The organism is Kitasatospora cystarginea, from assembly GCF_039533515.1.
GTDB classification, from domain to species: domain Bacteria; phylum Actinomycetota; class Actinomycetes; order Streptomycetales; family Streptomycetaceae; genus Kitasatospora; species Kitasatospora cystarginea.
Map to the genome: position 1 here is coordinate 195,894 of NZ_BAAATR010000004.1, position 25,705 is coordinate 221,598.

General features: G+C 72.6%; 27 protein-coding genes. 12 read left to right on the forward strand and 15 right to left on the reverse strand.

The features are described 5' to 3' along the window. Nucleotides 1–44: 44 nt before the first annotated feature. The 5 genes from ABD369_RS06565 to ABD369_RS06585 all read left to right on the forward strand — a co-directional run bounded on the left by ABD369_RS06565 (nucleotide 45) and on the right by ABD369_RS06585 (nucleotide 4,136). A complete protein-coding gene (locus ABD369_RS06565) occupies nucleotides 45–695 on the forward strand; it encodes a DedA family protein (RefSeq protein WP_344635262.1) in 651 nt (216 codons plus the stop codon). Next, on the forward strand, nucleotides 692–1,342 hold the full coding sequence (locus tag ABD369_RS06570; RefSeq protein ID WP_344635263.1) for a phosphatase PAP2 family protein: 651 nt from the start codon (nucleotides 692–694) through the stop codon (nucleotides 1,340–1,342). The genes ABD369_RS06565 and ABD369_RS06570 overlap by 4 nt, the downstream gene beginning before the upstream one ends. Before the next feature lie 307 nt (nucleotides 1,343–1,649). Then, on the forward strand, nucleotides 1,650–2,165 hold the full coding sequence (locus tag ABD369_RS06575; protein WP_344635264.1) for a pyridoxamine 5'-phosphate oxidase family protein: 516 nt from the start codon (nucleotides 1,650–1,652) through the stop codon (nucleotides 2,163–2,165). A gap of 154 nt (nucleotides 2,166–2,319) precedes the next feature. Then, nucleotides 2,320–3,441 carry a TIGR03364 family FAD-dependent oxidoreductase gene (locus tag ABD369_RS06580; protein WP_344635265.1) on the forward strand — a complete coding sequence of 374 codons (1,122 nt, stop codon included), beginning with the start codon at nucleotides 2,320–2,322 and terminating at the stop codon, nucleotides 3,439–3,441. Between the two features lie 14 nt (nucleotides 3,442–3,455). Further along, a complete protein-coding gene (locus ABD369_RS06585) occupies nucleotides 3,456–4,136 on the forward strand; it encodes a phosphonatase-like hydrolase (RefSeq protein ID WP_344635266.1) in 681 nt (226 codons plus the stop codon). An 84-nt stretch (nucleotides 4,137–4,220) separates the two neighbouring features. On the opposite strand, the gene ABD369_RS06590 is transcribed toward ABD369_RS06585, so the two are convergent. Then, nucleotides 4,221–4,430, reverse strand: a complete 210-nt coding sequence (locus ABD369_RS06590) for a hypothetical protein (protein ID WP_344635267.1) — start codon at nucleotides 4,428–4,430, stop codon at nucleotides 4,221–4,223. Nucleotides 4,431–4,703: 273 nt separating this feature from the next. On the opposite strand from ABD369_RS06590, the gene ABD369_RS06595 reads away from it, so the two are divergent. Further along, the gene (locus ABD369_RS06595; RefSeq protein ID WP_344635268.1) at nucleotides 4,704–5,618 is read left to right on the forward strand and encodes an MBL fold metallo-hydrolase; all 915 of its coding nucleotides are present in this window, start codon (nucleotides 4,704–4,706) and stop codon (nucleotides 5,616–5,618) included. A gap of 53 nt (nucleotides 5,619–5,671) precedes the next feature. Here ABD369_RS06595 and ABD369_RS06600 read toward each other — a convergent pair whose 3' ends face one another. Together ABD369_RS06600 and ABD369_RS06605 are read right to left on the reverse strand one after the other, a co-directional pair. Further along, nucleotides 5,672–6,451, reverse strand: coding sequence for a class I SAM-dependent methyltransferase (locus ABD369_RS06600; RefSeq protein ID WP_344635269.1), 780 nt, complete (start codon nucleotides 6,449–6,451; stop codon nucleotides 5,672–5,674). Nucleotides 6,452–6,574: 123 nt separating this feature from the next. Then, on the reverse strand, nucleotides 6,575–7,648 hold the full coding sequence (locus ABD369_RS06605; RefSeq protein ID WP_344635270.1) for a nitroreductase family protein: 1,074 nt from the start codon (nucleotides 7,646–7,648) through the stop codon (nucleotides 6,575–6,577). 446 nt (nucleotides 7,649–8,094) lie between these two features. Here ABD369_RS06605 and ABD369_RS41075 point away from each other — a divergent pair, with 446 nt between their 5' ends. Beyond that, nucleotides 8,095–8,673: a Scr1 family TA system antitoxin-like transcriptional regulator gene (locus tag ABD369_RS41075; RefSeq protein ID WP_425557549.1), complete on the forward strand. Its 579-nt coding sequence runs from the start codon at nucleotides 8,095–8,097 to the stop codon at nucleotides 8,671–8,673. Here ABD369_RS41075 and ABD369_RS06615 read toward each other — a convergent pair. Together ABD369_RS06615 and ABD369_RS06620 are read right to left on the reverse strand one after the other, a co-directional pair. Beyond that, nucleotides 8,652–10,616, reverse strand: a complete 1,965-nt coding sequence (locus tag ABD369_RS06615; protein ID WP_344635271.1) for a phosphocholine-specific phospholipase C — start codon at nucleotides 10,614–10,616, stop codon at nucleotides 8,652–8,654. The two genes, ABD369_RS41075 and ABD369_RS06615, sit on opposite strands and share 22 nt — an antisense overlap. An 11-nt stretch (nucleotides 10,617–10,627) precedes the next feature. Continuing rightward, the gene (locus tag ABD369_RS06620; protein WP_344635272.1) at nucleotides 10,628–12,052 is read right to left on the reverse strand and encodes an endonuclease/exonuclease/phosphatase family protein; all 1,425 of its coding nucleotides are present in this window, start codon (nucleotides 12,050–12,052) and stop codon (nucleotides 10,628–10,630) included. Nucleotides 12,053–12,292: 240 nt separating this feature from the next. On the opposite strand from ABD369_RS06620, the gene ABD369_RS06625 reads away from it, so the two are divergent. From ABD369_RS06625 to ABD369_RS06635, 3 genes are all read left to right on the forward strand, one after another. Next, a complete protein-coding gene (locus ABD369_RS06625) occupies nucleotides 12,293–12,649 on the forward strand; it encodes a WXG100 family type VII secretion target (RefSeq protein WP_344635273.1) in 357 nt (118 codons plus the stop codon). A 54-nt stretch (nucleotides 12,650–12,703) separates the two neighbouring features. After that, entirely contained in the window at nucleotides 12,704–13,744 is a 1,041-nt protein-coding gene (locus ABD369_RS06630; protein WP_344635274.1) for a hypothetical protein, read from the forward strand. A gap of 103 nt (nucleotides 13,745–13,847) precedes the next feature. Beyond that, nucleotides 13,848–14,642, forward strand: coding sequence for a hypothetical protein (locus tag ABD369_RS06635; protein ID WP_344635275.1), 795 nt, complete (start codon nucleotides 13,848–13,850; stop codon nucleotides 14,640–14,642). A 36-nt stretch (nucleotides 14,643–14,678) separates the two neighbouring features. On the opposite strand, the gene ABD369_RS06640 is transcribed toward ABD369_RS06635, so the two are convergent. From ABD369_RS06640 to ABD369_RS06670, 7 genes are all read right to left on the reverse strand, one after another. After that, a complete protein-coding gene (locus ABD369_RS06640; RefSeq protein ID WP_344635276.1) occupies nucleotides 14,679–15,041 on the reverse strand; it encodes a peptidase inhibitor family I36 protein in 363 nt (120 codons plus the stop codon). A gap of 221 nt (nucleotides 15,042–15,262) precedes the next feature. Further along, complete coding sequence (locus tag ABD369_RS06645; RefSeq protein ID WP_344635277.1) at nucleotides 15,263–15,586, reverse strand: DMT family transporter; 324 nt, start codon at nucleotides 15,584–15,586, stop codon at nucleotides 15,263–15,265. Beyond that, nucleotides 15,586–16,263, reverse strand: a complete 678-nt coding sequence (locus ABD369_RS06650; protein WP_344635278.1) for an HAD family hydrolase — start codon at nucleotides 16,261–16,263, stop codon at nucleotides 15,586–15,588. The genes ABD369_RS06645 and ABD369_RS06650 overlap by 1 nt, the downstream gene beginning before the upstream one ends. A 44-nt stretch (nucleotides 16,264–16,307) precedes the next feature. Continuing rightward, complete coding sequence (locus ABD369_RS06655) at nucleotides 16,308–17,417, reverse strand: ABC transporter ATP-binding protein (RefSeq protein ID WP_344635279.1); 1,110 nt, start codon at nucleotides 17,415–17,417, stop codon at nucleotides 16,308–16,310. Nucleotides 17,418–17,448: 31 nt separating this feature from the next. Then, on the reverse strand, nucleotides 17,449–18,258 hold the full coding sequence (locus tag ABD369_RS06660; protein ID WP_344635425.1) for an ABC transporter permease: 810 nt from the start codon (nucleotides 18,256–18,258) through the stop codon (nucleotides 17,449–17,451). Next, complete coding sequence (locus tag ABD369_RS06665; RefSeq protein ID WP_344635280.1) at nucleotides 18,258–19,223, reverse strand: ABC transporter permease; 966 nt, start codon at nucleotides 19,221–19,223, stop codon at nucleotides 18,258–18,260. Before ABD369_RS06665 ends, ABD369_RS06660 begins: the two co-directional genes overlap by 1 nt. Nucleotides 19,224–19,232: 9 nt before the next feature. Next, nucleotides 19,233–20,402 (reverse strand): ABC transporter substrate-binding protein, encoded by a 1,170-nt coding sequence (locus tag ABD369_RS06670; RefSeq protein WP_344635281.1) that lies wholly within the window; start codon nucleotides 20,400–20,402, stop codon nucleotides 19,233–19,235. Nucleotides 20,403–20,735: 333 nt separating this feature from the next. Between ABD369_RS06670 and ABD369_RS06675 the strand changes: the two genes are divergently transcribed. Further along, a complete protein-coding gene (locus tag ABD369_RS06675; protein ID WP_344635282.1) occupies nucleotides 20,736–21,521 on the forward strand; it encodes a GntR family transcriptional regulator in 786 nt (261 codons plus the stop codon). 35 nt (nucleotides 21,522–21,556) lie between these two features. On the opposite strand, the gene tmpA is transcribed toward ABD369_RS06675, so the two are convergent. From tmpA to ABD369_RS06690, 3 genes are all read right to left on the reverse strand, one after another. Next, nucleotides 21,557–23,128 (reverse strand): 2-trimethylaminoethylphosphonate dioxygenase, encoded by a 1,572-nt coding sequence (gene tmpA, locus ABD369_RS06680; RefSeq protein ID WP_344635283.1) that lies wholly within the window; start codon nucleotides 23,126–23,128, stop codon nucleotides 21,557–21,559. Nucleotides 23,129–23,257: 129 nt separating this feature from the next. Next, a complete protein-coding gene (locus tag ABD369_RS06685) occupies nucleotides 23,258–24,190 on the reverse strand; it encodes a zinc-binding dehydrogenase (protein ID WP_344635284.1) in 933 nt (310 codons plus the stop codon). Nucleotides 24,191–24,195: 5 nt separating this feature from the next. Next, a complete protein-coding gene (locus ABD369_RS06690) occupies nucleotides 24,196–24,618 on the reverse strand; it encodes a nuclear transport factor 2 family protein (RefSeq protein ID WP_344635285.1) in 423 nt (140 codons plus the stop codon). 142 nt (nucleotides 24,619–24,760) lie between these two features. On the opposite strand from ABD369_RS06690, the gene ABD369_RS06695 reads away from it, so the two are divergent. Then, complete coding sequence (locus ABD369_RS06695; RefSeq protein WP_344635286.1) at nucleotides 24,761–25,681, forward strand: LysR family transcriptional regulator; 921 nt, start codon at nucleotides 24,761–24,763, stop codon at nucleotides 25,679–25,681. The last annotated feature ends 24 nt before the right edge of the window (nucleotides 25,682–25,705 follow it).

A 25,705-nucleotide genomic window follows, 5' to 3' on the forward strand; every position in this document is an offset into this window, starting at 1 on the left:
CCCCTCGCGGGGCCGCGTCCCAACGTACGGGAGGTCCGCCAGTCTTGGTCCAGTCGTCCGCCCAACTCGCGGTGAATGTGCTCGACGCCTCGTCGCTGCTCTCCGCCTTCGGCGCCCTGGGTGTCGCCGTCATCCTGTTCGCCGAGACCGGTCTGCTGGTCGGCTTCTTCCTGCCCGGCGACTCGCTGCTCTTCACCGCCGGGCTGCTCTGCGTGCCCGGTGCCACCAAGGGTCCGCAGCTGCACCTCGCCCAGGTGATCCCGGCCGCACTGGCCGGGGCGCTGATCGGTGCCCAGGTCGGCTACTTCATCGGGCGCCGGGGCGGACGGGCCCTGCTCGCCCGCAGCAACCGCAGGAGCCTGCGGCAGGGCACCGAGCGGGCCGAGGAACTGCTGGCCAAGTACGGCCACGGCAAGGCGATCGTGCTCGCGCGGTTCATCCCCGTGGTCCGCACCGTGCTCAACCCGCTCTGCGGGGTGCTCGACGTGCCCGCCGGGGTCTTCGCCCGCTGGCAGGTGGCCGGCGGCGCGATCTGGTCGGTCGGTGTGGTGCTGGCCGGGTACGGGCTCGGGTCCACCGTGAGCGGTATCGACGGGTATCTGCTGCCGATCATCGGTCTGGTAGTAGTTGTCTCCGTGATCCCAGTTGTCCTAGAAGTCCTTCGCGCTCGACGTTCCGGTGGTGCTGCCCAGTGAGTCCGTACTTCCTCGCCTACGACGGCAGCGGCATCGACGGTGACCTGTACACCAAGGTGATCGGCTGGGCGCACTCGTCCCCGCACTGGTTCGACCAGTTGGTGAAGGTCTGGTCGGCCGTCGGCCTCGGCCTGTTCGCGATCTTCATGATCTACGGCTGGTGGAAGGCCCGCTCGGACGACTCGGTGGTCATGGCCAGGGTGCTGGCCTCGCCGCTGGTCGTGATCGCGGCCTATGCGGTCAACTCCGGTCTCAAGAGCCTGGTCCAGGAGAACCGGCCGTGCCAGCAGATGCCCACCAGCGTCACCCTGGAGACCTGCCCCCTCCCCGGTGACTGGTCCTTCCCGAGCAACCACTCGGTGATCGCGTTCGCCGCCGCCACCGCGCTGGTCTTCGCGTACCGACGGCTGGGCTGGGTGGCCATGGTGTTCGCCGCGCTGATGGCCGCTTCGCGGGTCTGGGTCGGTGTGCACTACCCGCACGACGTCGCGGTCGGCGCGCTGGTGGGTGTGGTGATCGGCATTCCGCTCGCGCTGCTGGCCGGACGGCTGGCGCCGCTGGTCGACCGGCTGCGCGGCGGGGCGTTGGCGCCGGTGCTGGGCAGCGGGCCGGCGGTGCCCGCGATGCAGTGGCAGGGCCGCTACTGACCTTGGACCACTGTGGTGGATGAACCATTGCGGTGAAGGGGCGCGGGGAACTGCGCGACCAGCCCTCGACGGGGGTGCTGGGTCGCTCGCGTAGTTCCCCGCGCCCCTTGGTGTTTCCCGGTGTCCCCCGGGGCGCAGGGTGCGGGTGTGACGCAAGGTGCGGGCCGGTCCGAGCAGTTCCCCGCGACCCCTTGAGGGTTGGGCCGGGCAGGGACAGCATGGAGAGCCGGGTGGGGGAGGAGCCTCGCCCGGCTCGGTCGTTGCTGCCCCCGTGGTGGGCGGCGAGCGGCCAGGAGGGGGATGTCCGATGGCATACCGGCTCGAAGTCACCCAGGGCGACTGGCCCGCCGAGGAGTTGGCCAAGGGGGTCGAGGGGCTGCTGGCCGAGAGCATGGTGCTCTCCCTCGCCACCGCGTCCCCCGAGCACGGGCCGCACGCCAACCTCGCCTTCTTCGCCCATGACGAGGACCTGGTGCTCTACTTCGTCAGCGAGCGCTCCACCCGGCACAGCCGGCACCTGGCGGAGGACGCCCGCGCCGCCGCGACGGTGTTCCTGCCCCCGCCGGCCTTCGGCGAACAGCTGCGCGGTGTCCAGCTGACCGGTGGGGCGGGCGAGGCGTGGGGCCGGCAGGCGGAGGCGGCGCTGGCGGCCTACCAGCGGCGGTACCCGGCGTTCGCCCAGGACCCCGAGGTGCGGCACCAGTTCCTCACCGGCGGCGGGGCGGCGGCGCTGTACAGGTTCCAGGTGGAGCGGCTGACGGTGGTGGACGAGCCGCACTTCGGGCGGCGCAACTACCTGCGGGCCCAGGTGCTGCGCGGCTGACCGGGGCGGCGTGCCGGGTTCCGCCCTGCGTCGGTGTTGGCTGTACATCTTTGGCCATGTTGTATGTAGTTGTATGTACAACTCTTGCGATCGGTTCATCTCCGCGCAGTCGGGAGGACGCCGGTCGGACATCTCGCCGCCGCAGCCTGAAGACATGAGAATCGTCGTCGTAGGAGCAGGCGTGCTCGGCACCATGCACGCCTGGCAGGCCGTCCAGCGCGGTCATGAGGTCGTCCACCTGGAGCGCGAGAGCGAGGCCCGCGGCGCCTCGGTGCGCAACTTCGGGCTGGTCTGGGTGAGCGGCCGGGCCGCCGGTGAGGAACTCGCCGTCGCCCAGCGCGCCCGCGACCTGTGGGCCGGAATCGGGGAGAAGGTGCCCGGGCTGTACTTCCGCCCCAACGGCTCGCTCACGATGATCCGCACCGAGGCCGAACTGGCCGTCGCTGAGCAGGCGTTGACCCTGCCCGACGCCGAGGAGCGCGGCTACCGCCTGCTCGACGCGGCCGAGGCGCGGGCCAAGAACCCCGCGCTGCGCGGCAAGTACCTCGGCGCGCTGTGGTGCTCCCGGGACGGCGCCGTCGAACCCCGGCTCGCCCAGCCCGCGCTGCGCGCGGCCCTGGAGGCCAGCGGCCGCTACACCTTCGTGCCCGGCCGCGAGATCCGCGAGGTGATCGGCGAGAACGCGGTCCGCGACGACCACGGCCAGGTGCACCAGGGCGACCTGGTCATCCTCTGCACCGGTGCCTGGCTCGGCGGGCTGGTCAGGGAGCTGGCGCCCGAACTGCCGGTCCGCCGGGTGCGGCTGCAGATGATGCAGACCGACCCGCTGGACGAGCCGCTCACCACCTCGGTGGCCGACGGCGACAGCTTCCGCTACTACCCCGCCTTCGCCGGCGCCGCGCTCGACGAGCTGCGGGCCGCCCAGCCGCAGCCGCCGGTCGCCGCCGAGCACAAGATGCAGCTGCTGATGGTCCAGCGCCAGGACGGCTCCCTGACCATCGGCGACACCCACGAGTACGACCAGCCGTTCGGCTTCGACGTGGTCGAGGAGCCCTACGAGCACCTGTCCGAGGTGGCCGAGGAGCTGCTCGGCCGCCCGCTGCCGCGCATCCGCCGCCGCTGGGCCGGGGTCTACGCGCAGACCGTCGACACCACCAGGGTCGTCCACCGCGAGCAGGTCAGGGACGGCGTCTGGCTGGTCACCGGACCAGGTGGCCGCGGCATGACCTGCTCCCCGGCCATCGCCGAGACCACCGCACAGATCTGCAACCTGTAAAGGCAGTTGTTCACATGACCAACACTGACATCCGGCTCGTCGTCCTGGACATGGCCGGCACCACCGTGGCCGACGACGGCCTGGTCGAACAGGCGTTCCTGGCCGCCGCCGACCGGCTCGGCGTCGAGGCCGGCACCGAGCGCCACCAGCAGATGCTGGACTACGTCCGCGCCACCATGGGCGAGTCCAAGATCTCGGTGTTCCGCCACCTGTTCGAGGACGAGGAGCGGGCCCAGCTCGCCAACGTCGCCTTCGAGACCGCCTACCACGACCTGATCGACGCCGGGCACTGTGCCGCGCTCCCCGGCGCCGCCGAGGCCATCGGGCAACTGCGGGCCGACGGCCGCGCGGTGGCGCTCACCACCGGCTTCTCCCGGGCCACCCAGGACCGCATCCTCACCGCCCTCGGCTGGCAGGACATCGCCGACCTGACGCTCTGCCCCGCCGACGCCGGACGCGGCCGCCCGTACCCGGACATGCCGCTCACCGCGCTGCTGCGCACCCGCACCGACTCGGTCCGCCAGCTCGCGGTGGTCGGTGACACCGGCTACGACATGCTCACCGGCACCCGGTCCGGCGCCGGCGTGGTGGCCGGAGTGCTGACCGGCGCCCACCGCGAGGAGCGTCTGCGTGCCGACGGCGCCACCCATGTGCTCGGCTCGATCGCCGAGCTGCCCGCGCTGCTGGCGGGCTGAGAGCGGTACCCGCGTCCGGCCCGCCGCACCCCGGCGGGCCGGACGCGTCGCTCTGCGATCGCCCTCACCGGCACGGCCTGGCGGTCAGCCGCGCTGCGGCCCGTACCGCCAGGCCCGGCCGTTCATCGCCAGCCAACCGCGCCCCACGCACCACTGGCAGGTCTCCGGCACCGTGCCGCTCCCGGTGGTGGCGCCGCGCATGCCCATCCGCACCCGGTACCGCACCCCGTCGGCGCAGTACGGGCATGTCACCTTGAACGTCACGGATCTGGTTCGCTGGTGGCCTTCGCTCATGGGGCAAGTATTCCTGCGTATCGGTCCGGGCACACGAATCCGTCCGCCGCCGGCGACGAGTGAAGGCCATTCGTGGGGCCGGTATTGACTACGGGCCGGCTGGCGGTACCGTTCGCGCCGCAACAGTTCCGCCTCGCCGGAGCCGTCCCGGGGCGGGTGCGAGGAGCTCTCGAGCCGCCGCTCGAACGGAACCGCCCGCGCCACGGTGGCGGCGTCGGCGGGGGAGTCGGATGAGCATTGAGAGCATCACCCGGTCTCCCTGGAGTCGGGGGCATGGACAGCGAGAACGCACCGCGCACGGTGCTGGGGGACGTCGAGGTCATCCGGGTCGTCGAGCTGAGCGGGATGACGTTGCCCGCCCGCGACCTCGTTCCGGCGGCCGGGGCCGGGGTGTGGCAGGACAACAAGGACCGGCTGGTGCCGGACCACTGGGAGCCGGACGGCGACCGGGCGGTGCTCGCGTTGCAGACCTGGGTGCTGCGCAGCGGCGGAAAGACCGTCCTGGTCGACACCGGGGTGGGCAACGGGCGCGAGCGGCCGGGATCACCCCGCTTCCACCACCGGCAGGGCGACTTCCTCGGCGCCCTGGCGCGGGCCGGCGTCCACCCGGAGGACGTGGACATCGTGGTCAACACCCACATCCACGGCGACCACGTCGGCTGGAACACCAACGGCGTCGCGGGGGAGTGGGTGCCGACCTTCCCCAACGCCCGGTACCTGGTGCCGGTCGCCGACGACTTCCACTACGGCCCGGACAACGGGTACGGAGGCGGCCGTCGGGTGGACGACCGGCTGATCTACGAGGACAGCATCGCGCCCGTCCACCGGGCCGGGCAGACCGTGCTGTGGGACGGCACCCACCGCATCGACGAGAACCTCACCCTGGAGTCCGCGCCCGGCCACACGCCCGGCTCGTCCGTGCTGCGGCTCGCTTCCGGGGGCGAGAGGGCGGTCTTCGTCGGCGATCTGCTGCACAGCCCGGTGCAGATCCTCGAACCGTCCTGCAACAGCTGCTTCTGCCTGGACGCGGAGCAGGCCGCGGCCAGCCGCCGCCGGATCCTCGAACGAGCGGCGGAGGAGCGGGAGTTGGTCGTCCCCGCGCACTTCAGCGGGGCGGGTGCGGTGGAAGTCCGTCGCGAGGGCGGCGAGTTCGCGCTCGGCCGGTGGGCGGCCTGGGGCGCGGAGTAGCGGCAGCCGGGCCGGCCGGATCCGGAGACGGACCCGGCCGGCCGGGGTGCCGGTCAGGCAGGGAGGGCCCGGATGAGGACGAGCGAACCGTTGAAACGGGGCTGACCGCGCAGCGCGCCGTGGTGCTCGTCCCAGGCACCGCTGACGAGGTCGCGGCGCAGCCGGTCGGTGTACTGCTCGGCCAGAGCGGCGTCCACGAAGCTCCAGGCCGAGCACGCCTGGCGGGCGCCGGGGTCGAGCAGGCGCTCGGGGCGGGCGTAGTACGCCTCGTTGAAGCCGTCGGTGCAGTCGGCCGGGATCGGGACCGGCTGCACGGCCACGGTGCCGCCGAGGGCCTCGGTGACGTCCCGGACCGCCGGGTAGCGCCGGGCCTCGGTGTCCAGCACCAGCGGGGCGTACTCGTACAGCCAGAAGTCGCGGACGAGCGCCGGGTCGCAGGTGAGGACGACGACCGGACCGCGCGCCACCCGGCGCATCTCCCGCAGCCCCGCCCCGAGGTCGCTCCACTGGTGCACGCTGAACGTGGTCATCGCGGCGTCGAACTCGCCGTCGGCGAAGGGCAGCCGCTCGGCCACGGCGTCCACGGCGGGCGGCAGGTGGGCCGGCCGCTGGGCGCGCATGGACGCCGACGGTTCGACCGCCGTCACCCGCAGTGCCTCCGACTCGTACGACCCGGCGCCGGCGCCGACGTTGACCACCGTGCGGGCGTCGCCCAGAGCCCGGGAGATCACCTCCGCGATGCGCGGGTCGGGCCGCCGGTAGTCGGCGTAGCCGGTGCCGATGGTGCCGTAGTCCGCGTCTCCCGCGCTGCCGTCCGCTCTGCGTTCGCTCATGATCCGAAACTAGCGAGGCCGTCAAGCGGCTTGCCGGGGGGCAGGGTTGGGTGAGCGGCGCATGGCCAGCCAGGAGGAGCCCCCGTGGGCGGCCGGGTTCCGTACGGGCGCGGTCGTGGCGCTTCAGTCCGCAGTCAGGATCTCCGGCACCGCCCGGCGCGGGGTGGTCGGCCCGGGCGGGCCGTAGCCGAGACGGACGACCAGCTGGACGTGACCGGGGCCGGTGGCCGGGTCGCGCAGCGCCCAGCGGGTGTCGGGCCACTCCAGTGCCTGGTTCAGGACCGAGAGCCGTACGCCGTGGACGGTCGCCAGCAGCCAGACGTGTTCCAGCGCCTGGCCCGCCCGCAGCCAGTGCGCCGGCCGGTCGCCCAGGGTGGTGAGGGTGCACAGCTGCGGCAGTGCCTCGAAGCGCTCGGAGGGCACGGCCGGCCGGGGCGGGTGGCCGGTGAAGCCGCGCATCGGGACGCGGGCGTCGTGGTCCTGCGGGCCCAGGGCGTACTGCGGGATGCCGTCGGGCGCGGAGTCCGGTCCGTCCGCGGGCTCCGCCGGGCGCAGCCAGCGGCCGATCTCGGCCAGCCGCGCCGGGTCGTCGGCCGTGCGCTGTTCGGCCTCGGCGGTCAGCGCGCTGACCCGGCGGACACCGTCCTCCTCCAGCGGGGACAGTAGGGCGCCCTCGGCGCGGGCCGCCGCGATGAGCTCGCCGAGCACCGCCTCCGGTACGTCGCGGTTGGCGAACGGACGGCGGCTGGAGTGCCGGAAGGCGACGGCCGGGTACAGGTCGCGGCCGGAGGGGGTCGCGGCGGGGTTGCGCGACCGTGCGGTGGGGTGGCCCGGGTCCGCGCCGCGACCGAGGGCGAGATCGAGCGTGCTCGGGGCGGTGGCGGCGCGGGAGAGGTCCAGCACGGCGAGCAGGTCCGGTTCGCCCTCCTCGGGGAGCAGCCGTACCACCGGCTGCAGACCGAGGTGCTGGGCGGCGACCCGGAGGTTGAACAGGGCGGCACCCACCGAGATGTGCAGCGCCCGGCCGTCCGGGTCGGTGAGCGGCATCGAGCGCTCCCGGTCGGCGTACACCCGCAGCGAGGTGGTGGCGGCCGACCAGCGAAGGCGCCAGGGCTGGCTGTTGTGCAGCGAAGGCGCCGCGCCGCCGGCCGAGGCCAGCAGGCGCAGTTCCTCGGTCGTCAGGGTCGGCTCGGTCATGGTCCGTCTCTCCTTGCCCGACCAGCGGCGGCCGCTGACGACCGCCGGACTCACCGGTAACTCCACGGTAGGCCGGGCTTTCCCACCGGCCGCAGGGCCGAAGGGCCCCTCGGGGCGGGTCGAACGGACCGGTCTGCCCGGGGCCGGTCGTCGTACCTCCGGACGGCCGACGTACGGGCGGGGCGTACCGGTGGCTCTCGGTTCCAATGGCCCTGGCGCACCTGTCGGGCGGCGGTGCCGAATCGGCGTCACAGCGCCTCCCAGGCGGACCCCCACCGAAAGGAGGGGTGCCACGTGACCGGCCACAGCAGAAATCTGACGCGGCGTTCGGTGCGTCGGCGAATCCCCGTTCTCGTCGCGGCGACCGGGCTGGCCATTCTGGCCGCCGCGGGCGAGGTGCAGGCGAGTGGCCCGGTGGGCCATGTGACGGGCGGGGGATCGAAGAAATGCCGGGAGATCCGGTACGACGCCGGTGTCGCCGGTCCGGCCGGGCCTGCCGCCCTGGCCGGGCCCGTCGGTGTGGCCGCTGCCGCCGCACTCGCCGGAGGCCACGACGCCGACAGGCTGAGGGGCTGTACCGGCCCCACTGGTCCCACTGGTCCCACCGGCCCGGACGGGGCGACGGGAGCCACCGGGCCCACTGGTCCGGCCGGAGCGACCGGAGCGACCGGCGCCAAGGGGGCCACCGGAGCGACCGGCGCGACCGGCGCGACCGGAGCCACGGGGTCGGCCGGGCTCGCGGTCGATGCCGGAGCCACGTTCGTCGACATGTGTCGAAACGTCAGGAGCACGTCGCTTCTCCAAGGCTTCCGGAGTACGTCGCTCAGGAGGCGCGCGCAGTTGAGCTCCGGGTGTTCGAGCTGGGCATCGTCCACGGCCTGTTGCAGACGCCGGAGTACGCGGCGGCGATCACGGCCGGGGCTGTTCGCCGGGGCAGCATCACCCAGGCTCGGCGGGGGAGGAGCCGGGTGCGGACCGGCCCCTCCCCTGGGGTGCGGGACGGTCAGTGCAGGGTGCCCGCGTAGCGGCGGGTGAAGCGGGTGCCAGTGGCCGCGGTCACGGTGACGTCGTAACGGCCGTGGTCAAGCGGCCAGTTGACGGTGGTGGAGGAGTGCGGAGCCACCCAGACGGTGCGGGCGGTGCCCGCGAAGTCGTTCGGGGCGGCGGTGAAGGAGACCTCCGTGCCGCCGTCGTTGACCAGCTTCAGGGCGAGGCCGGAGGTGGTCAGGGTGGCGTGCACCGAGGGCACGGCGATGTCGCTCTGCCCGTCCCGGACCACGCTGCCCGCGAAGCGGCGGACGAAGCCGTCCGGCCCGTGCACGGTGAAGTCGTACCGTCCGTCGGTGGCCGAGGCGTCCCAGGTGTGGGTGCCGGTGGCGCCGGGGGCGACGGTGTACGGGGTGCCCGTGAAGGCGTACACGATGTTGGGGTAGACGGTGTAGGGGAACGCCACCGTACCGGAGTTGGCGAGGGTGCAGGTCACCTTGCCCGAGGCGCGGTCGACCACCACGTCGGCGGACGGCCGGTACGGCAGCCTGCGGTGCGGGCGGCCGCCCGGCTCCTGGACGGGCATCGACTGGGTGCCGGTCGCGGGCAGGACGACGCCCGGGAGCTTCGCCCCCGCGTCCGCCTTGGCCATCAGCGCGACGGTGTCCGGCAGCCGGGGTATCGAGAAGTCCGGCCTGGTGAAGTCGAAGCAGCTGGTCAGGTCGCCGCAGACGGCCCGGCGCCAGGCGGAGATGTTGGGCTCCTGCACCCCGGTCACCACCTCCAGGAAGCGCAGCACCGAAGTGTGGTCGAACACCTGCGAGTTGACCCACCCGCCGCGCGACCACGGCGAGGCCACCCACAGCGGCACCCGGTTGCCCAGCCCGATCGCCCGGCCCTGGGCGTACTCCTCGGGCGTGCCCGGCTCGGGGGCGGGCGGGACCATGTGGTCGAAGTAGCCGTCGTTCTCGTCGTACATCACCAGGAAGACGGTGTGCTGCCACACGTCCGGGTTGGACATCAGCGACTGCAGCGCGGTGTCGACCCAGTGCGCGCCGTAGTCCGGGCTGGCGTTGGGGTGCTCGCAGAACAGGTACGGCGCCACCAGCCAGGAGACGGTGGGCAGGGTGCCGTCCTTGCAGTGCCGGTCGAAGGCGGTGAGGTCCCACTTGGTCATCGCGTTGACGTAACGCGGGTCGTCCTCGGGGAAGTTGTGGAACTGCTTGAAGTAGGAGAGCGCGTTGTCGTCGTAGTCGCCGGTCCGCTCGTCCTCGCTCGGGTTGTGGTAGACGCGCCAGCTCACCTTGGCCGACTCCAGCCGCTCGGCGTAGGTCGTCCAGTCCGCGACGGGGTTGTTGGTGACCGGGGTGTTGTCGATCCACGGACCGGTGGTGCCGTCGCGGCCGGGGCCCGAGGTGCCCGTCCACAGGTAGAGCCGGTTGGGGTCGGTCGGCCCGGCGAGCGAGCAGAAGTACGCGTCGCAGAGCGTGAACGCGTCCGCCAAGGCGTACTGGTAGGGGATGTCGGCGCGGGTGAAGTAGCCCATGGTGCGCTCGCCCTTGGCGGCGACCCACTTGTTCATCGCGCCGTTGTTGATCGCCTGGTGGCCGGTGGCCCAGTCGTGGGCGAGACCGCCGGCGTTCTGCGCGTTGTACTTGGTGGTGTCCATCCGGTACGGCAGCATCACGCCGCCGTCGCTGCGGCCGGCGTCGGGCTGGCGGAACACGTTGCCGCCGTCCGGGAACTGGAGCGCCTGCCGGTCGCCGAAGCCGCGGACGCCGTTCAGGGTGCCGAAGTAGTGGTCGAAGCTGCGGTTCTCCTGCATCAGGATCACGACGTGCTTGACGTCCTTGGCGGTGCCCGAGTGGCGTCCGGCGGCCGGGGTCGCGGCCCGGGCGGCGGTGGACGGGAGGCCGGTCACCGCAGCCGCGGCGGTGGCCGCGGTGGCGCCGACGAAGGTACGGCGGCTGAACTGGGACATGGACGGGCCTCTCAGACGGTGAAGGTGGCGACGGCGGCGGCGGTGTCGGACGGCCACTCGTTGGCGGTGGCGTTCGGCTCGGCCTGCGGCCAGCCGACGGCCAGGGTGTGCGCCTCGACGAGGGTGAGCGGGCCCGCGTGCTGGACCTGGTCGATCCGGTCCTGCGGCTCCGGCCTGCTGCCCCGGGTGCGGCGGGTCGGCGACCAGGTGTTGCCGGGCGAGGCGGCCGGGTCGCGGTGGGCCCTGCGGTAGGCGTCGATCAGCCCGGCCTCCTGAAGCGCCACGGTGACCGGCCACTTGAGCGGGCCGACACCGGAGTGGGCCGCCGCGGTGGTGGCCGTCCAGTCCAGGTGGGAGGGGGAGGAGAGGTCGGCGGCCAGGACCACCGGGTGGCCGGCCTTGACGTCCGCGTGCACCGCGGCCGCCAGCGCCTTGGCTTGCAGGCCGCGGGCCGAGGCTGCCTCGGCCGCCTCCACCTGGGCGGCGCTCCTGCCGTCCTGGACCGCGTACGGGCCGTAGTCGTCCTCGTCCAGGTGCGCGGCCCACAGCCTGACGCCGCGCCTGCCGGGAGGCTGGACGGTGACGGCGGCGGCCGGCAGCGCGGCGGTGGTGCCGGTGACGGCGGTCAGCGGGTAGCGGCTGAGGATGCCGACACTGCCCGCGCTCTGGTAGGAGTACCAGCCGAGAGCGTCGGCCAGCGCCTTGGCCGAAGTGCCCGCCGTCTCCTGGAGCGAGAGCACGTCCAGGCCCTGGGTGAGGATCACCCGCAGCTGCTTCTCCAGGGCGTCGGTGCTGTGGGTGCCCGCATCCCACAGGTTCCAGCTGGCGACCTTCAGCCGCACCGGGTGGCCGGCGGCCCGGACCGGCACCTGGACGGTGACGGTGTCCACCGCGCCGGAGGCGTCCTTGGCCTGGACGGTGACGGTGCCGGGGTGTGCGGGCGCGGAGTGCGGCGCGGTGCCGGTGACGGTGCCGTCCGCCGCGACCTTCAGCCAGGCGTCCCCGCCGGTACGGCGGTACTCGACCGCTCCTGTGCCGTGCATCCACAGGCCGCCCAGCTTGACGCCCACCGCCGCGCCGGGCGCGACCGGGGTGGCCGTCAGGGCGTCCACGGCCAGGTGCCCGCGGATCGGCGCGGGCTTCGGCCGGAAGCCGAACGGCGCGGTCTGGGCCAGGACGCCGTAGCCGTCCTTGGCCAGCAGGTACGCGGTGTACGGTCCGCCGGTCAGCGCGGAGGTGTCCAGCTGGACGTCACCCGAGGCCGCCGGAGTGTATTTCCACACCAGCGAGGAGCCGGTGCCCGGCTGCCGGGTGCCGTCGTAGATCCCGACCCAGTTCTTGGGGTCGGGCGCGTCGGTGGTCCAGTGGAAGGTGAGCCGGTCGCCTTCGGTCGGGTTGGCCGGGGTGCCGAGGACGAGGGCGGATCCTGTCGCCACGGAGATCCTGTCCGCCGCGCCGGCGTTGGCGCGACTGGGTCGAGTTGGCTGTACAACTGGCCCAATTCACTCCAGACGCGGCGGACTTCGTGTGAACGGCGCATGACGTGCCGTCGGGAGAATGCGTAACTTGCCCGACCGGCGGTGCGTATTCCGCCATGCGAGGGGGCTCCCCAGCCGGTTTTCCGTCCGATAGCCTCTTGACGCGCTATCAGCGGAGAAAGTAATGGGGGAGTTGGGATGAGTTTTCTCGGGGACGCCTGGGATGACGCCAAGCACCTGGCCGGCGATGTCGTCAAGGTCGGCGAGGACATCGTCATGGCGCCGGCGGAGATCGCGCACTGGGCCCTCACCCAGATGTTCGGTGGCGGCGAGGCCGACCTGCACCGAATAGCGAACGAGCTGAACGAGCTCAGCAAGCAGATGGACGGGCTGGCCAAGGAGATCAACGGCGCCCTCGGGCAGCTGACCTGGCACGGACCGGCCTCCGACGCCTTCGTCGGCTACGCGCGGGCGCGGGTGGGCGAGATGAACGCGGTCGGCGACGACCTGGCTCAGCTGGGCGCGTCGGTCGACCGCCTGGCCAACGCGTACTGAGACGCGGACTCCTTCCGGCACGACAAGGACTACTTACGGGGGCATCAGGATCAGATGGCAGACCAGTTCGGCTATCAGATACAGGAACTCGCCAAGATCGAGCAGGACTGGCGCTCGGTCAGTGAGCGGATGACGCAGCTGAACCAGCAGATCGGGCAGATCCGGTCCACGCTGGAGAGGGCGACGGCCGTCGACCTCGCGTCGAGCACGCTCGCCGGGATCCCTGGGTTCGGCATAGCCTTCGAGGTCCTCGAGGACGTGAAGCAGATCGAGGAGGCGACCAAGCGTCTTCAGGCCGACAAGGAACGGCTGACCAAGGAGATCGGTGAGGGCGCCGAGAAGCTCAAGGCGGTAAAGGCCGAGTACCAGGCGATCGAACAGAAGATCGCGGACGAGCTGAGGAAGCACCAGCACGAGACTCCTCCGCCTCCTGCCCCGAAGCAGCCCGCCGGTGGCTCGGGCGGCCACGGCGGTGGATCCGGCGGTCACGATGGTGGCTCCGGCGGCCAGCACGGTGGCGGCTCAGGTGGTCACGGTGGCGGCTCAGGTGGTCACGATGGCGGCTCGGGTGGTCACGAGGGCGGCGGCGGTGGCGGCAGCCACGGTGCTCCGGACGGGCACGTCAGCACCGCCAGCAGGATCCCGGTCACGGACGTCACCTACGGCGGCGCCGGATCGTGGAAGAGCGGCAAGGCGGCCACCGAGGACTACATCAACCAGGCGCTGGACAAGATGGGCATCACCGACCCGCAGGCCCGGGCCAACTGGATGCGCGGCATGCTCACCATCGCCGAGCGCGAGTCCACCTACAACCTGCCGACCTCCCAGGTGAACACGGGCGACAGCAACGCCCACGGCTCGCGGATGCCCGACGGCGCACCCGCCGGCTCCTCCCGCGGCGGCTGGCAGTGCGTACCGGGCACCTTCGCCGCGTACCACCAGCCCGGGACGTCGACCGACATCTACGACCCGGTCGCCAACTGCTGCGCGTCCATGAACTACGTCATGGACACCTACCACGTCTCCCGTGACGGCTCGAACCTGTCCCACAGCGTCCAGCAGGCCGACCCGAGCCGCTCGCCCAAGGGGTACTGAGCGCCACCCGCGCGGCGGTCGGTGCCGAACCGGCCGCCGCGCCCCGCCGCGCCCCGTCGAACCCCTCCGACCAACCCCGCACACCCGAGGAAGAGCCATTCCCGTGTCCCGCACCACCCTTGTCGCGGCGAGTGCCGCGCTGCTCGTCGTACTCGGTACGCTCACCGCCTGCGACCCCTCCGCCGACCCGGCCGCCTCCGCGAGCAGCGCGGCCCCGGCACCGGCCGGGAGCGCCGCCGACTCGCCTGCGGCCGCGCCCTCCGGCAAGGCCGTGCCGGCGCCCTCGCAGAACACCGGAGCCGGCGCGACGGACGGCGTACCGGCCTCGGCCTGGACGGCCTCGAACGGCGTCCCGATGGCCGCGCAGTACCACTGGGGTTCGCTCGCCGCCGCCGCGAAGGCCGTCGGCAACCCGAAGTTCGAGTTCGAGCAGCTCTGCCTGACGCCCCGCGACCCGTCGAACGACCTCGCGGACTGGAAGGGCCCGGCCGCGCAGGCGACCGTCAACTCCGGCCGGAACGTCGCCGACTGGCAGGTCCAGCAGACGATCGTCCACTTCCCCGGGACCAGCAGCGGCGGGGCGCAGATGGCGCACGCGCTCTTCCGCGGGCTCGCGGACGAGCTGAACGCCTGCGGCAAGAGCGCCAAGGGCGCGACCGTGAAGGTGACCAGCACCGGCGGCGACGCCGGCAACAGCGACCTGGCCGCGACCGTCACCGTCCCGGAGTCGGGCGGCGGCAGCTACACCCTGCACCAGTACCTGTCGCTGACCGGCCGGACGGTGACCGAGCTGGCGCTCTGGTCGGACCACCCCACCCACCCGTGGTCGGCGCCGGCGGACACGGCGGTGCTCAAGTCGCTTGAGGCGCCACTCTGTTCGGCCTTCAAGGACTGCTGACGGATCACCGTCGCGGGGTGGGCCCGGCCCGGCGGCTCAGCCGCAGTCCGGGGTGAGCGAGCCCACCCGGCGGCCGTCGAGCTCGTGGTCGCCGTAGCCGGAGACCTCCTGCTCCTCGCCCGCGAAGTTCGGCTTGTCGTTGAGCCGGACGATGCAGCCGAAGCCGTCGGGAACGGGGTTGCGGACCGAGCGCGGGTGGACGGCCGGCGCTATGTCGTCCAGCTCGCGGAGGTCGAAGCCGTTCCTGGTCACGTGCGCGTCCTCGGCGAGGAGCACCCGGCCGGTCTGGTGCGGCCCTTCGAACAGGCAGAAGTAGCCCTTGCGGCACTGCGCGGCGCCGTCCGCGGTGTCGGCGTGGCCGGCCGGAGCGGTGGTGAGGGCGAGGCCAATTGCTGACATGGTCACGACAGCAAGGCGGGCGGCGCGGTGGTGCATGTGAACTCCGTTCGTCGGGAATGCGCACTCGTGGTGTCCGGGCGGCGACCCAACGCTACCCCGCGAATGCTCCCTGTACGGAGCTTTTTGACGCAATCCGTGCGCGCGATGAGGCCGGAGAGCACCGAGGGGCTGACGGGAACCCTGTCCCGTCAGCCCCTTGGGCCGTGACCGTCAGGTGCTGCTCAGTGGCTGCCGCGCAGGTTGAGCACCACCACGCCGATGATGATCAGCGCGATGCCCAACCACTGGGCACGGCCGAGCTGTTCACCGAAGGCGACGACGCCGATGGCGGCGACGGCCGCGGTGCCCGCACCGGACCAGACCGCGTACGCGACCGAGACCGGGATGTGCTTCAGTGCCCGGCCCAGCAGCAGGAAGGAGAGCGCGTAGCCGATGCCCACGCCGATGCTGGGCCAGAGCCTGGTGAAGCCCTCGGTGAGCTTGAGGCAACTGGTGGCGCAGACCTCGCTGGTGATGGCGAGGGCCAGCAGCAGGTAGGACGGCATCACGCGGGCCGGGCGGCGAGCCGGCCCAGCAGCGCCAGGTCTGCCTGCTCCAGGCTCTCCAGCAGGGTGATCCGCTCGGCGGCCGCGATCGGCACGGTGGACGGTACGGCCAGCACGTTGCAGCCCGCCGCGTGGGCGGAGGCGACACCGGTCGGGGTGTCCTCGACGGCCACGCAGGCGGCCGGGTCCAGGCCGAGCAGGTCGGCGGCGGCGAGGTAGGGGGCCGGGTCGGGCTTGGTGCGCTCGGTGTCCTCGGCGGCCAGGGTGATGGTGAACCACTCGCGGCCGAGCGAGGAGAGCACCAGGTCGACCACCCGGCGCGGCGAGGCGGAGACCAGTGCGGTGGGCACGGCCGCGTCCCGCAGCTCGGTCAGCAGGGCCAGCGCGCCCGGCCGCGGGACTATCTCGGCGGCGACCTTGCTGGTGAACAGCTCGTCGAGCTGCGTGGCGAGTTCGGCCTCGGCGCGGTCGGTCCCGCTGGTGCGGTGCAGGTGTGCGGCGGTGTGCTCGACCGGGCGGCCGAGTACCTCGGGCACGTCCTCGTCGGTGAGGGTGAGCTCCAGCTCGGCGGCGATTTCGGCGGCGGCCTGCCACCAGAGGTGCTCGGTGTCGACCAGGGTGCCGTCCATGTCGAACAGGACGGCGGCCGGGCCGGAGCGGGAAAGGGAGTCAGGCATGGCGGTACCTTCGGTGTTCATGAGAAGCAACGTTCGATGAGATCTCAGGCGGTGGCAAGGCGTCGGTCGACCAGGACCGGGCGCTGCGGCAGCGTGATCTCCGCGGCGCCGCCGATCGGCAGGCCGGCGGCCTCCTCGGTCGGCAGGTCGGCCTTGACCTCGGTGCCGTCCGAGAGCCGGACGGTGAGCCGGGTGACGCCGCCGAGGAAGGATGCGGACACCACCAGGGCCCGGCCGTCCGCAGCCGCCCCCGATTGCTGACAAGGGCGGAGGCCGACGTTCTCCGGTCGGACCAGCACGTCCAGCGCGCCGTCGGCGGGGACGGTGCCGTCCACCTCGTGCCGGCGGCCGAGCACCTCGACGCCGTCGCCGGAGCGCTCGCACGGGATTCGGCTCATGGTGCCGACGAACTCGGCGACGAAGGCGGTGGCCGGACGGGCGTAGAGCTCGGACGGGGTGGAGCACTGCTCCAGGCGGCCTGCGCGCAGCACGGCGACGCGGTCGGCCATCGACAGCGCCTCCTCCTGGTCGTGGGTGACGAACAGGGTGGTGATCCCCAGCTCCTGCTGCAGGCGGCGGATCTCCTCGCGCAGGCTGAGCCGCACCTTGGCGTCCAGCGCGGACAGCGGCTCGTCGAGGAGCAGCACGCGCGGCTTGAGGGCGAGCGCGCGGGCGAGCGCGACGCGCTGCTGCTGGCCGCCGGACATCTGGTGCGGGTAGTGCCCGGCGCGCTGCGGCAGGCCGACCAGCTCCAGCAACTCCTGGGCGCGCCCCCGGCGTTCGGACTTGGCGATGCCGCGCATCCGCATCCCGAAGGCGACGTTGTCGAGCGCGGTCAGGTGCGGGAAGAGGCTGTAGGACTGGAACACCATGCCCGCGTCGCGCTTGTGCGCGGGGATCCTGGTGATGTCCTCGCCGTCGACCAGGACCTCGCCGGCGTCGTGGGTCTCGAAGCCGGCCAGGATCCGCAGCGCGGTGGTCTTGCCGCAGCCGGACGGGCCGAGCAGGGCGAGCAGTTCGCCGGGCTCGACGGTCAGGTCGAGGCCGTCCAGCGCGGTCGTGGCGCCGAACTCCCGGCGCAGGGAGCGGAATTCGACGGTCGCGCCACCGGTCGCGAGCGGCGCGCCGGAGGAGAGGGCGGTAGCCGTGGTCATGCGGGGGACTCCTGGAGTTGCGGGGGGTGGATCAGGAACGCGCGGTCTTGCGGCCGCGGCCGACGGCGGACATCAGCAGCAGCACGACCCAGACGATCAGCAGGCTCAGCATCGAGACCGCGACCGACATCTGGCCGTCGCTCTTGCCGTTGGAGTTGATCCACACCGAGAAGGGGGCGAAGCCGAGGATCGAGGCGGTGGTGAACTCGCCGAGCACCAGGGCGACGGCGAGCACGGCGGCGTTCAGCAGCGCGCTGCGCAGGTTCGGCAGGACCACGGTGAACACCGCGCGCATCCAGCCCGCACCGCAGTTGCGGGCGGCCTCGACCAGGGTGACCACGTCCACGCCGCGCAGTCCGGCGTCCAGCGCCCGGTACGCGAAGGGCAGGGCCATCAGCACGTACGCGATCACCAGGACGATCGGGAACTTCGGGTCCTGGATGGCCACGACGGTCTGGAAGAACGGGGTGTCGGACAGGTAGTCCGGACCCCAGCGCAGCACGCCGACGATGCCGGTGGTGAGCGCCACCACCGGGACCACCAGCGGGAGCGAGCAGATCACCTCGATCACCGTGCGCAGCCTGGGCGCGCCGAGCCTGGCCGCGAGCAGCGCGGGCACCAGCAGGAGCAGCAGGACCACGACGGTGACGGCGGCGAGCTCCAGGCTCAGGGTGAGGCTGTCCGTGAAGCCGGGGGCGTTCAGCAACTCGGTGTAGGCGCGGAAGGAGATGCCGCCCTTGGTGTCGTCGAGGCTGAAGTAGACCGAGGCGGCCATCGGCACGGCGAAGTAGACACCGCAGATCAGCAGGACCAGTCCGCGACCGAAGCGGATTCTCGAAATCAGGCTAGCCACTTGGCACTCCGGCGCTGAAGGGGCAGGTAGATCGCCATCACCAGGCAGGCGACCACGATCATGTCGAGGCCGAGTGCGAGCGCCAGGTTGCCCTGGCCGACCAGCACGTTGCCGGAGAGCGCGTCGCCGATCTGCATCGAGATCAGCGGTACCGAACTGCCGACCATGGCCTCGGCGGTGGCGTACGCGGCGAAGGAGGCGCCGAACAGCAGCACGAACCCGCCGAGCAGCGAGGGCAGCAGCACCGGCAGCGCGACGTGGCGCCAGTACTGGCGCACGGTGGCGCCGTTGTTGTACGCGGCCTCGCGCCACTGCACCCGCAGTCCCTCCAGGGCCGGGGTGATGGTGAGGATCATCAGCGGCACCAGGAAGTACAGGTAGACCACCGAGAGGCCGGAGAAGGTGTAGAGGTTCCAGCCGTGCTTGGTGAGGCCGAGCTTCTTGGTCACCTCACCGGAGTTGCCGAGGGTGGCGACGAACATGAAGGCCAGCGGCACACCGCCGAAGTTGGCCAGCACGCCGGAGCCGGAGAGCACCGCCTCGCGGAACAGCCGGAACCGGGAGGTGACCACCGCCTGGGCCAGCGGCAGACCGACCACGGTACCGATCAGCGCGGTCAGCAGCGAGAGCTTGACGCTGCCGAACAGCGCCGTCCAGTACGCGCCCTGGAGCGAGTCGGTGAGGTTCGCGGTGGTGAAGGTGCCGCCGCCGCCGGGCGAGTCGGTCGAGGTGGTGAACGCGCCGATCGCGATCGCGACCGTCGGCAGGCCGAAGCCGATCAGGAAGAACAGCATCAGCGGGAGCGCGGCCAGCCAGGCGCGGCTGCCGCCGCGCTTGCGCCGCGGGGTGGCACGGGAGGTCCGTGCCTCGGGGGTGGCGGTGCCGGACGTCCCCGCGCCGCCGCCGAGATCGGCGGCGGCGGGGGTCGGCACCGGGGTGGGAGCCGTAGTCATGGTTGAGGATCAGCCCGCGATCGCGTTCGCCCAGTTCTCGGTCACGGTCTTCTTCGCCGCGTCCGTCTGGGCCTGGGTCGGGAAGGTGGTGAAGGGCTTGGCGACCGGCGGCAGCTTGGCGGCGGCCGCGGCGTCCAGGGTGCCGGCGCTCTTCATGGCGTCGAACAGGGCCGGGGTGGCGTAGCCGCCCAGGAAGCCGTTCTGGCCCTCGGCGCTGTAGAGGTACTCCTCCCACAGGCGGGCGGCGGCCGGGTGCGGAGCCCACTTGTTGATGGCCTGGTTGTAGTACTGGGCGTAGGAGCCGTCCGCGGGGATGGCGACCTTCCAGTCGATGTCCTTGTCCTTGAACTTGTCGGTGTAGCCGGTGTTCAGGTAGGACCAGTCGACGCTGATCGGGGTCTCGCCCTTCTCGATCGTCGCCGGGGTCACCTCGACCGGGTTGAAGTTGCCGGCCTGCTTCAGCTTGCCGAAGAAGTCGATGCCCGGCTGGATGTTGTCCAGCGAACCGCCGTTGGCCAGCGCGGCGGCCCAGACGGCGCTGAGCGCGGCGGCGGCCTTGGTCGGGTTGCCGTTCAGCGCGACCATGCCCTTGTAGTCGGGCTTCAGCAGGTCGGCGAAGGTCTGCGGGCAGACCGAGACCTTCTTGGCGTCGCAGCCGATCGAGACGTAGCCGCCGTAGTCGTTGTACGACAGGCCGTTCGCGTCCTTCATGGTCGCCGGGATCTTGTCGAAGTCGGCGACCTTGTAGGGGGCGAGCAGGCCCTGGGCGCCGGCGCTCTGCGCGAAGGCGGTGCCGAGGTCCACCACGTCGGGGGCGCGGTCCTGGCCCTTGCGGGAGGTGATCGCGTTGATCTCGTCCTGGCTGGAACCGTCCGGGTTCTCGTCCTCGATGTCGATCCCGTACTTGGCCTTGAAGCCGTCCATCAGCTTGCCGTAGTTCGCCCAGTCCTTGGGCAGCGTGATGACGTGCAGCTTGCCCTCCTTCTTGGCGGCGGCGACCAGCGCGTCCATCCCGCCGAAGTCGGCGGCCGAGGTGGCGTCCTTGGCGGCCTTGCCACCGGCCTTGGCGGGGGCGTCGGCGGAGGAGGTCGAGCCGGCCGACCCACAGGCGGTGAGGGAGAGCGCGGCGGCGGTCAGCACAGCCGCGAAGGCGGCGGCACGGGCACGGTGCAACGTCACGGGAAAGTTCTCCTGACAGGGAGGGAGCGGCAAGCTGGGGGTATCGCTCATTGGGGGAGGCATCGGACAACTTCTGGTCAAGTTGGCTAGGCAACTCATCGCCGACGTCGGTAAGTACGCCGGAGTCCGGTGACGGGAAGGTGAACGGACGGCCCAGCTCAGGGGGCGGCTGCGGGAACGGTGGAATCAGTGCCGCCGCGCAGAGATCAACAGCGGCTACAGTCGGTGGCGTCCGCGCTGCACCCGTGCGCGGGCCCTGCCCCAGGAGGGACATTGACACACGCGGCACGGGCACATGCGGCCCGGGAAGCAGACGTGGCACAGGAGACACACGTGGCACAGGACTCCGAGCACACCACGACCGTCGACCGGACGTCCGGCGCGCTCTATCGCCAGGTGGCCTCCGACCTGCGCGAGGCCATCACCTCGGGCTCCTTCGGCGAGTCCGGGCGCCTGCCCGCCGAGGGCGCGCTCGCCGAGCAGTACGGCGTCTCCCGCGGCACCATCCGGCAGGCGCTCGCCCTGCTGCGGGCCGACGGACTGGTCACCTCGCGGCGCGGCACCCGCCGGGTGGTGCTCGGCGGTGCCCGGGTCCAGAGCTTCTCCGAGCTGCTCAGCTTCACCCACTGGGCCCGCTCGATGGGCGAGGAACCCGGCGGGCGGCTGGAGTCGCTCGTCCGGCGGCCGGCCGACGCGGCCGAGCGCGAACAGCTGCGGCTCGCGCCCGGCAGCGATGTGTACGTGGCGCTCCGGCTGCGCACCCTCTCCGGCAACCCCGTGATGGTGGAACGCATCGTGTACCCGCCCCGGGTGGGCGAGCTGGTCGCCCAGCTGCCGCCCGACGTGGTCTCGCACACCGAGTTCCTGCGCGAGCACGGCATCCTGTTCACCGACGCCGACCACACCATCGACGTGGTCGCCGCCAACGCGGACGACGCCCGGCTGCTCGGCTGCCGCCGGGGCAGCCCGCTGCTCAGGGAGCGCCGCCGCACCACCGACCCCACCGGCACCCCCGTCGAGTGGTCCCAGGACCGCTACCTCCCGGGCACGGTGGCCTTCAGCGTGCACAACTCCCTCGCCGCCTCTGCGCTCTCGCGCCACGCCCGCGAGGGCGACTGAGCGCTACCGGGCGCACGCCCCCGTCAGGTCTCCCGTCAGGCCATCAGGCGCTCCAGCAGCGGCCTGAAGTGGGCGAACGACGGGGTCGGGGCGCCCGCCACCTTGGCCTGGTCGTCCCAGCGCCGGACGGCCACCGCTTCCTCGGCGCCCGCGAGCGCGGCGAAGGCGGCCGCCTCCGCGGCGTCCATCGGACCGCCCTGCACCCGCAGCGTGTACTCGGAGGCCTCCGACAGCCGCGCCCGGTAGTCCGGCTCCACCGCGCACAGGTACCGCTTCGCCGCCACGTGCAGCCGTACCGGCTCGGTCACCTCGGGCCCGAACCACCGCGCCAGCCAGTCGGCACCGGTGTGGCTGTGCCGGTTGTCCTGCCCCTGCATCAGCCGCAGGCCCGATCCTCCGAAATGGCCCACGTCGTGCAGCAGTGCCGCCGCGACCAGGTGCGCGGGCGCCCCCGCCGCCTCGGCCGACGCACCCGCCTGCAGCATGTGTTCGGCCATCGTCACCTCCTCGCCCAGGTACTCGCCGAGTCCCTCGCCCGCGAACATCCGCTCCAGCGCGTCCAGGGCGGCGGCCCGCCGCTCCAGCACCGCGAGCGTGGAGGCCAGCGAGTCCAGGTCCGCGTAGCAGCCCTGCAGATGGCGGTGCCCGTCCTGCGCGAAAGCGGTGCGGGCGTGCAGCAGCCGGGTGTTGTCGAAGACCAGGCAGTCCCCGGGCACCAGCCGGAACGTCAGCTGCAGCTCGGGGCGCAGCGTGATCCGTGCGAAGCGCCGGTACGCGGCGTAGAAGGCGTCCAGCTCGGCGGCCGGCAGGCGCAGCGTCCCGATCGAGCGGTTGTTGAACCGCACCTCGCGGATCCGACCCAGCGCGTCCACCTCGATCAGCGGCCGCTCGGCCCGCAGTTCGCTGCGGCGGTCGCGGAAGGCGAAGGGCACCGGCGTCCCGGTCAGTACGGCGAAGTCCTCCGGAGCCTCCTCGCGCAGCAGCGCCGCCGCGCGGAAGCCGTCCACCAGGCCGGAGTCGCCCCCGGTGGCGTCATTGCGCAGGCAGTGCAGCAGCTGGAGGGTGGGCACCGGGTCGCGGTACGGGTTGTCGGTGTGCGGTGCGATGGCCGCGCTGGTGAACGCCAGGTTGTTGGGGTCGGGCTCGACCCGGACGTCGAACAGCTCGCCGTAGTTGGTCTCCCGGACGTAGCCGAAGTCGCGCGCCACCTCCAGCACCTGGCGCTCCAGGGCCGGCACCCCGCGCAGCACCGCGAACCCGACGTCGCGCACCGCCGCCAGCACGGCCGTCCGCTGCGCCGGGTCCGCCAGGTAGGCGTCCCAGTCGGCCCCGGGCCGGCCGGCCGGGAAGTCCGCCGCCTCCCACAGCCGCTTGCCCTGCTCGGTCCGGTCGTCGCCGGCACCGGTCCCGGTCAGCCACTCCACCGGGTACCGCGACCGGTGCCCGTCCGACCAGCGCACCGCCAGCACGCCGTCCTCCTCCGCCTGCTCCGCGATCGCCAAGTCGCCGGGCAGATCGGTGATCTGGAACAGCTTCTGGCCGTTGCGGGGGTCGCGGCACTCGGTGCAGGGGCAGTTGTCGCGCAGCCAGTACGCGGAGAGCGGCATCGGGATCTCCTTCTCGGATCACGCCAAGTTGTATAGCCAACTTGTCTCGCGTACGACCCTGCCGAGCCCGGATGAGAGGCAGTCGACGGACTGGTGGCCGCGACGCGAACAGCGGCGGACCCGTGGGCGTCAGCCCACGGTCAGCACCGCGTTGCCGCGGATGCGGCGGCCGCGCAGATCGGCGATGACGTCGGCGGTCCTGGACCAGTCGCGGACGGTGCCGATCTCCGGGTGCAGCCGGCCGCCGGCCACCAGCCGGACCAGGGTGGCGAGATCGTCGCCGTAGGCCGGACCGGAGGCGGTGTAGTCGAAGTGCGCGATCCTGGCCTGGGCCGGGCCCTTGAAGAACTCGAAGAAGTCCAGGGTCGCCGGCGCGCCGCCGGCCTGGCCGAACCAGACCAGCAGGCCACCGGGTGCGGTCCGGGCCAGCGCCGCCGACAGCGACGGTCCGCCGACCGACTCCAGCGCCACGTCGAACGGCCCCTCGGCGTCCTCCACCGAGGTCACCACCTCGACCGCGCCGAGCTCCGGCAGCCGGGTGCCGCGCTCCCGGCTCGCGCAGACCGCCGTGACCGCCGCTCCGGAGGCGGCCGCCAGCTCGGTGACGTAGTGCCCGACACCGCCGCTGGCCCCGGTGAGCAGCACCCGCCGGCCGGCCACCGGACCGGCGGCGCGGAGCAGCCGCAGCGCGGTGATCCCGGCGAGCGGCAGCGCGGCGGCGGTCACCGAGTCGACGCTGTCCGGCAGTTCGGCCGCGTTCCGGGTCGGGACGGCGACCCGCTCGGCCCATCCGTATCCGGGCGGATGGGCCACCACCCGGGTGCCGGCCGCCGGGCCGGTGCCGTCGGCGGCGGCCCGCAGCACCAGGCCGGCCACGTCCTTGCCCGGCCGCCAGTCGGGCCGGGGCCGCGGCAGCACCCCCGCCAGCTGGAGGGTCTCGCCCCGGTTGACCGAGTACGCCTCCACGGCGAGCACCAACTCGTCGGCCGCGGGCTCCGGTTCGGGAGCCTCACCGAGCACCACCGGCGCACCGGTCCCGGGCCCCGGCAGGATCGCCCTCATGGCCGTCACTCCCCGGCGAAGACGACGGTCTTGGCGTGCAGGGTGTCCCCGAAGTACTCGCGGACCGAGGCGATCCGCCCGTCGCGGATGGTGAAGACGGCCAGGCAGTGCTGCTCGTACCGGCCGCCCGCCTTGGCCAGGCCCCGGCTGGTCCACTCGGCCAGCACCCGGTCGCCCTCGGCGATCACGCCCTCGAACTCCATCGACAGCGAGTCCGGCACCAGCCGGGAGACCATCGCGGGGATGAACTCGCCGAGGATCTCGTCCGGTCCGGTCCAGGTCCGCGACAGCGGCAGGTCGCCCGCGAGCTTCCAGGTCGCGTCCGGTGCGAAGAAGCGGCGCAGCGCGTCGAAGTCCCCGGTGAGCAGGGTGTCCATGTAGTCGAGGACGACGGCCTTGCTGGCGGCGGTGAGGTCTGCGGTGGTCATGGTGGTTCCAGCCCTTCTGGCGTTCGCTTTCCGGTAGTCGAACCCTAGGAAGAGCGCGGTACCCGAAGGAAAGACCGGTTTCCGATCGGATCAGAACGAAACGGCATCGCGGCAGTTCAGACCGGGTCGTAGACTGCCGGACATGCTCGAACTCCGCCGCCTGCGCTACTTCCTGGCCGTCGCCGAGGAGCGGAACTTCACCAGGGCGGCCGAGCGGCTGCACATCGCCCAGCCCGCACTGAGCCGTCAGGTCCGCCAGTTGGAGGAGGAGTTGGGGGTACGCCTGCTGGAGCGGAGCACCCACTCCGTCGAACCCACCGAGGCCGGAGTGCTGCTGATGGACCGTGGTGCAGCCCTCTGCGAGGAGTCCGACCGGCTGTGGCGCGACCTCAAGGGCTTCGCCGGAGGCGAGCAGGGCACGCTGTCCGTCGGCTACAGCACCAGCACCGGGTACGAGACCGCGCCCGCGCTGCTCGGTGCGCTGGCCGAGCGGCACCCCGGCATCGTCCTGACCACCAGGCTGCTGCCGACGGCCGAGATCGTGGCGGGTGTCGCCGACGGCACGCTCGACGCGGGCCTGGTGCGCTGCCCGCCGCCCACACCCGAACTGGTCCGCACCCTGCTCCGGCTGGAGCAGCAGGGCGTCCTGATGGCGGAGGGGCACCCGCTCGCGTCCGCCGAGCGGGTCGACATCGCCGCACTGTCCGGTGAGACCCTGCTGGTCCACCCCCGGGAGGCCAACCCCGGCCACTACGACGCGATCCTCGCCCTCTTCGGGGAGCCGGGACGGGTGCCAGGCCTGCTGCTCCGCCAGCTCTCCTTCGACGCGGCGCACACCCCCGTGGCGCGCGGCGAGGCCCTCGCGATCGTCGGGCGCTCCGCCGCGCGGACCCTCCCGGCCGGCCTGCTGTGGCGCCCGCTCGCACCCGTCGCCACCATCGAGATCCACCTGCTCACCCGGGGCCGCCCCACCCGTCCGGCCGTCACCCGGCTGCTCCGGGTCGCCTCCGACACGGCCCGCGCAGGCGGCTGGCTCCGCTCCCCGGACACGGCCGCACCCTGATCCGGGGCGGGCGTACGCAGGCGC